General features: G+C 43.8%; 6 protein-coding genes. All 6 read right to left on the bottom strand.

Annotation, left to right across the window (positions count from 1 at the left end; genetic code table 11):
• Nucleotides 1-404: 404 nt before the first annotated feature.
• Entirely contained in the window at nt 405-1,271 is an 867-nt protein-coding gene (locus tag OB236_RS28760; RefSeq protein WP_262686986.1) for an inositol monophosphatase family protein, read from the bottom strand.
• Between the two features lie 265 nt (nt 1,272-1,536).
• A complete protein-coding gene (gene fabI / locus OB236_RS28755) occupies nt 1,537-2,307 on the bottom strand; it encodes an enoyl-ACP reductase FabI (protein ID WP_240417911.1) in 771 nt (256 codons plus the stop codon).
• Between the two features lie 133 nt (nt 2,308-2,440).
• Nucleotides 2,441-3,427 carry a UV DNA damage repair endonuclease UvsE gene (gene uvsE / locus OB236_RS28750; RefSeq protein WP_262686985.1) on the bottom strand — a complete coding sequence of 329 codons (987 nt, stop codon included), beginning with the start codon at nt 3,425-3,427 and terminating at the stop codon, nt 2,441-2,443.
• A gap of 129 nt (nt 3,428-3,556) precedes the next feature.
• Entirely contained in the window at nt 3,557-3,877 is a 321-nt protein-coding gene (locus OB236_RS28745) for a hypothetical protein (RefSeq protein ID WP_076230306.1), read from the bottom strand.
• A gap of 47 nt (nt 3,878-3,924) precedes the next feature.
• Nucleotides 3,925-5,049, bottom strand: coding sequence for a D-alanine--D-alanine ligase (locus tag OB236_RS28740; protein WP_262686984.1), 1,125 nt, complete (start codon nt 5,047-5,049; stop codon nt 3,925-3,927).
• A 76-nt stretch (nt 5,050-5,125) separates the two neighbouring features.
• Nucleotides 5,126-6,148 carry an amidase domain-containing protein gene (locus OB236_RS28735; protein WP_262686983.1) on the bottom strand — a complete coding sequence of 341 codons (1,023 nt, stop codon included), beginning with the start codon at nt 6,146-6,148 and terminating at the stop codon, nt 5,126-5,128.
• Between the last annotated feature and the right edge of the window lie 57 nt (nt 6,149-6,205).

Here is a 6,205-nt window from a genome sequence, read left to right as displayed (position 1 = left end):
TACTGCTATTTACTCACTCGTTGATTCAGTTTTCAAAGGACAATTCTTATTTTAAAACTAACATTTTGTACCGTCTTGTCTTCAACAATTTTCATCGTTTAGTTTTATCGGCAACTTTTATACTATACCACATCGCTAGTTATTTATGCAAGTGTTATTTTTTTATTTCATTTTGCGTTCAAATGAAAATCTTTCGTAACACGTACACCGTTTTTAGCGGCGAGAAGTAATATATCATAGGACAATCATAGAAGTCAAGGTATAAATCAAATAATATTTTGGGGAGTCGATAATCAAGCTCGAAACGAATATGTGCCGGAAATACAAACGGATACCAGAAAGAAGAAAATAACCTCCCCTGTCCACTAATTACGGACTAAGAGGAGGTTATATAAAGTCTAACACTAGTTCTCAATAGATATTGCGCTAGCCATGGTCAACTCATGTTGAAGCTGGTCATGGATCAATCCGTTCGACGCAAGCACATTCCGTACATTTAATGTATAGGGATTACCTTCAGTATCCGTTATCGATCCACCGGACTCCTTAATGAGCAAAGCCCCAGCTGCCATATCCCACGAATTCAAACCAATCTCCCAAAAACCACTCAAGCGGCCAGCGGCTACATATGCCATATGCAAAGCTGCTGAACCAGCAACACGGATATTTCTAACCTTAGGAGACAATGCATTCAAACCACGCAGATTGACAGGCAATGCACCCTCACGATCAGCTGGTAATCCGGTTGCAACTAGACTATCGATGAGCTTGCTTTCCTTCGATACCTGCATCCGTTTGCCTCTTAGATAGGCGCCTTTACCTTTTTCCGCTACGAATAATTCATTGTGAATAGGATTGTAAACCACACCCACGATGACCTCCCCTTTGTAAGCCAGCGCAATGGAGACACTAAAAAACGGGAAGCCATGAACAAAGTTAGTCGTACCGTCCAAAGGATCAACAATCCACAGATATTCAGCATCGCTAACGTCCTTTAAAGCTTGGACCGAAGCGGCTGGCCCCGGTTCAACCCCTTCTTCCCCAAGAATCGAATGATGCGGAAAATGGGTTTGAATTAAATTGCGGATCATTTTTTCCGCACCTTTATCTACTTCAGTTACTAGATCATGAGAAGAGTATTTGGTATTCAAGCTGTTGAAATCTCCCAATTTGCTTTGAACCCATTCGCCTGCCTTGGAGGCCGTATTAATGGCTACAGCGGTAAAGCTTTTACTTCCAACCGAGAAGGAGTTATTTCCTTCATTAGACATTCCAATCAGCCCTTTTTCCAAAAAAGTTTTATAGTAGTGGTACAACTACTAGTTAGTATAGTGAATATACGCTTTAATTGCCACAAAGTTTCAACATACTTCTGAATTGCCACACTCCATACCGATAAGATAATCTATTAGTAGATTTCTAATGTTATCTTATGATGCTCACTCTTCAGTCGCTTGTACAAAAGAGCAATAAAAAAAGCTGTTGATTCCTCAACAGCTCTGCTGGTCTAACTATACTATTTACTTGTTATTTGAATTATACCCCTACGATATGGTATCCATTGTCTACATATATAACTTCTCCAGTTATGCCACGGGACAAATGACTCATCAAGAACATCGCGGTATCGCCCACTTCTGCAACTTCGGTTGTACGGCGCATCGGAGCCTTTTCCTCAACACTGCGAAGTATCGAATTGAAATCCTTGATGCCTTTGGCTGCCAATGTACGAATAGGACCTGCAGAAATGGCGTTAACACGTACATTAAATTGTCCAAGATCACTAGCCAAATAACGAACACTTGCTTCCAGGGCAGCCTTGGCAACACCCATAACATTGTAATTTTTCATTGCACGTTCGGCACCAAGATAAGTCATTGTCATGATACTGCCACCTTCGGTCATCAACGGATACATCCGTTGAGCTACAGCTACCAAGGAGTAGGCACTAATATCCTGAGCCAGCGCATAACCTTCACGTGAAGTATCTACAAACAACCCTTCGAGCTCTTCCGTTTTGGCAAATGCAATACTATGTACCAAACCATGCAGCACGCCAAACTGTTCCTTGACGATAGCAGCCAATGTGTCGATTTCTGCATCAACCGTTACATTACAAGGTAAAACCGTTGTATTGGGAAGCGTATTCGCAAGCTTGCGTACCCGTTCCTCCACACGTTCGTTCTCAAATGTAAAAGCAAGTGTAGCCCCTTGTGCAGATAAAGATTGGGCGATTGCCCACGCAATGCTGCGATCGTTTGCAACACCCATAACAAGTATATTTTTACCGGATAAAAGTCCACTCATACTAATAAATTCCCCTCTCAACATTAAAATACGTTCATTATCACTCCTTTCTCAAGGTACTTCATTTGGACAAAATATTCAAGCAATAACGAAGTTTTTCATATGAATAATCCAATACGGGTACAGTCTGATCTCAAAGCTTAAAGGACGCTTGATTTAAAACCTCCAGTTCAGGCTCCTCGCTGATTTCCTTCATCAGCTGGAATAAGGCATCATCTTTCTTTTTGGCCTCAATCATCACATCGACCCTTGGTGTTAACGGGGCAATTGACCTTAGAAATGTAAGCAGGGGTCCGGGATCAATAAAGTCGGCATGACTCCTCGCATCTTTTTCACTTTTTGGACTGGATACATGAATTTTGGGTGGAAGCTCCAATTGTGTTCCCTGCTCCGTTTGTCCTTTCCATGTCTGCAAAATACGCGGCCACAGTACCGCGCTATCTGCTATTTCCTCCTCATGATTTACTTCATGATGATGAATATCGAGTACCATGGGTGTATGCGTCACTTCACATACTTCCAGTGTTTCGGAGGCTGTGAAGGTTTTATCGTCATTTTCCAGTGTCATTCTATTGCGAATCCGCTCTGGCAATGCCTTGAAACGATCGATAAAACGCTGAGAAGCAATCTTTTTGTCACCGTACATGCCACCCATGTGGATATTGCATTTAGCTGACTCATCAAGACCCATCGCCTCCAGCATAGTGACGTGTGAATCCAGATCCTTAAGCGAGCTTGCGAGCACATCTGCACGTGGAGTGCTCAGGACGGTGAAATGATCGGGATGAAAGCTGAGTCTCATCGCATTTTTAATAGCATAACTTCCAAGCTCCGCAAAAGCTTCCGCCAGCACCTCCATTGGGTTCCAATCGTTCAGCATCTCATGACCACGCAGCGGGATCAGTTTGGAGGAACATCGGTATAATTCGATATCGTGTGCCCGGTTGTGCTTAAGGAGACGCAGCGTATTGTGTATATTTTCTATGGCTATACGCTCCAGCTTGCGGACCGCTGCGGCCCGATTATTCAATTTATCAAAGCTGGCGGCTGTCATTGTTTTGGATGGAGACGCATTAGATACCTGCATGGACATCGCAACATAACCAAGACGTACGATCATAGTGGCATATCAGCTCCAATTTTCAGATATGTCCATAGGATACCCTACAATCACAGGGTCTATAAAAATCATGACAACAATAAAAAGAACACCTTGCCGCCGCAGCGCAAGATGCTCGATGTTAAGCTATTAGTTGGAAGCAAGACTAAAATACATTTCATCAGCCAAAGCAGTCTGAATGCGTGCCTCTTCTTCCGTTAATCGGCGAACCAGTTCCATTTCAACCTGGGTAATCTCTTCGCCTTGGAAATTAATTTCGGCGATTGACACCAAAATTTTGACTATGGCAACCGCTTTGTTATCGAGACTGTACGCAATAACCATTTGGCCTGTCGGGTACACACGAAATCCGCTTTTAACCATTTTGCTTCGGCCGTACTCCAATAACTCGTAGAGCTCCTGCTCGGATTTGAACTTGCATACGGAATTGAACTCAGTCTGGAACCCCATACGAACTCCCCTTTCAAAATAATTATTGTAAAAGACTTGTCATCCAATTATACCTCAAATGAATACTGCAGCCGCTGCTTGTCTTGATGGCGCTTCAATGCAAGCCCAATCAGTTCATCCAACAATTGAGCGTAAGGCTTGCCGGTTTCCTTCCAGAGTAAAGGATACATGCTGAAAGGCGTAAATCCAGGCATCGTATTAATTTCATTAATGAATATCTGATTGTCTTCTTTACGTATGAAAAAGTCAATTCGGGACAATCCAGAGCCGTCTACTGCCTGATAAGCACGAATAGCAAGCTCTCTAATTCGTTCAGACAGCTCATCTGGAATTTCCGCCGGTATAATCATGGAGGAGGTCCCGTCTACATACTTGGCCTTGTAATCGTAAAACTCTCCTGTGGAAACCACCTCTCCCACCACAGATGCTTCAGGATCATCGTTCCCCAAAATTGCGACTTCCACCTCTCGGGCATTCACATTCTCTTCTATAATAACTTTACGGTCATATAGAAAGGCACTATGAATGGCTTCGATAAGCTCCTCACGATTTTTGGCTTTGCTGATTCCGACACTGGACCCGAGATTAGCAGGCTTAACAAAGCAAGGATATCCGATGGCCACTTCAATCTCCATTATGAAATAAGCATTGTCCTTCTCCCATTGTGTTCTTGTAAAGTGGCGGAATATACATTGCGGCAAGCCTTCCTGCTCAAATACTCTTTTCATCATGACCTTGTCCATACCGACGGACGAAGCCAGAACACCTGCGCCTACATATGCAATATTGGCCATTTCCAGCAAACCCTGGATCGTACCGTCTTCTCCAAATGTCCCATGCAATAAAGGTAGAACCACATCAATCTGTTGTATGGATGCAGCTCCATCGGTTGCACTTGATCCTGAGGGCTGCAGGGAATTGAAGATAGGCTGAATGGAAAAAGCTTCTTCAGAGCTTGCAGCCGGTTCAAATTGCAGCTCCGCAATATGACTGGGTGGTCCTTGCAGCTGTAAGCCTGAGCGCCATTCACCCTGTTTGGTTATGTAAAATGGTATAATTTCATATTTACTCATGTCAATGGCTGCAGTAACGGCAAGTGCAGTTTGAAGCGAAACTTCATGTTCTCCAGACTTTCCACCGTAAATTAAGCCAATGCGAATTTTGTCGTTCATAATAACCTCCGAAAATGAATTGTAAGATGTGAATAGTAACCTACTGAATCCCGTAAGCTAAGAGCATGTCTAACCATCAGTCTTGGTCGATCACATGCAAAAACCGATACCGCGTCTGTTCTGTCCAGGCATACGAATCTTTATAGCTCCAGTATCGATGCTTGCTGTTTGTCGTATGTGCATTGACCAAGGGCATCCCATTGGCATCCTTAGCAGTTACAATCGTGCTGTGGCGATAACGCCCGTCACCATTCCAATCGTAGCTAATGACATCTCCCAACTCAAGGTTTTCGGCCTTATGGACTTCTTTCGCCCGCAGTCCATGATCATTTGATGTCATATATCTTTGTAGACTCTGTGCTACAGCCCAACTGAAGCTCCACAGCTCCTGACTGTTATTGCGGCCTTTATACCACCAGCCAGAATCTCTTTTTCCAGTATAGTGCATAGGAGCTTCACCTGCAAAGAGGCATTGGGATATATAATTGCTGCAGTCGACTTCGAACTCCAGATAGGCCGGATTAGCTTGATCCCACCACCGATCAGCATATTGAACCGCTTTATGGCGATCGTAGTAATTTTTCCTAAGAGCCGGCTCCAGATAAGGAAGCACCTCATAATTTAAAAACGGCATAGAGGAAAGCTTCAGTAATCCTTGGTCAACGGTTTGGGGGACTGAGGCTGCAGAAGGGGACATAACCACCCGCTGGGTAGGCTGAAGCAGCTCATTGCCTGTGGATTGAATGTTTGTAATGACCCATTTTCCTTCTTGCTCTTCGAAGGTAAGCTGCTCACTTTCCAGCCGCTTCTCTTCATGCTCAGTCACTCCTATGATTCCGACCATGGACTGCCTGAGTCTGATGGATGCTGTCACATATGCGGGCTGCTCAATGGTTTGCGTGATAGTAAGTCTTGTCTCATTTTTTACTGGGGAATAATGTCGATCCTGATCGTTTTGCGAGGTCCTGGCCAGACGCCTGATTTGTGCCTGCAGGAATGGAACATCCGTGACGAATGGCAGTAAGGGCTCAACCGAATATTCCAGATTCATTTGATTTTTATGATGAACATATTCGTAGAGCATCATTTTCCATGACATGCGGTCTACCTCCATTGATATCAAATGACCGATTTTCATCCAATTTGTATCACAGTC

It is taken from the genome of Paenibacillus baimaensis (genome assembly GCF_025567575.1).
This window is presented reverse-complemented; position numbering and strand designations above follow the sequence as displayed.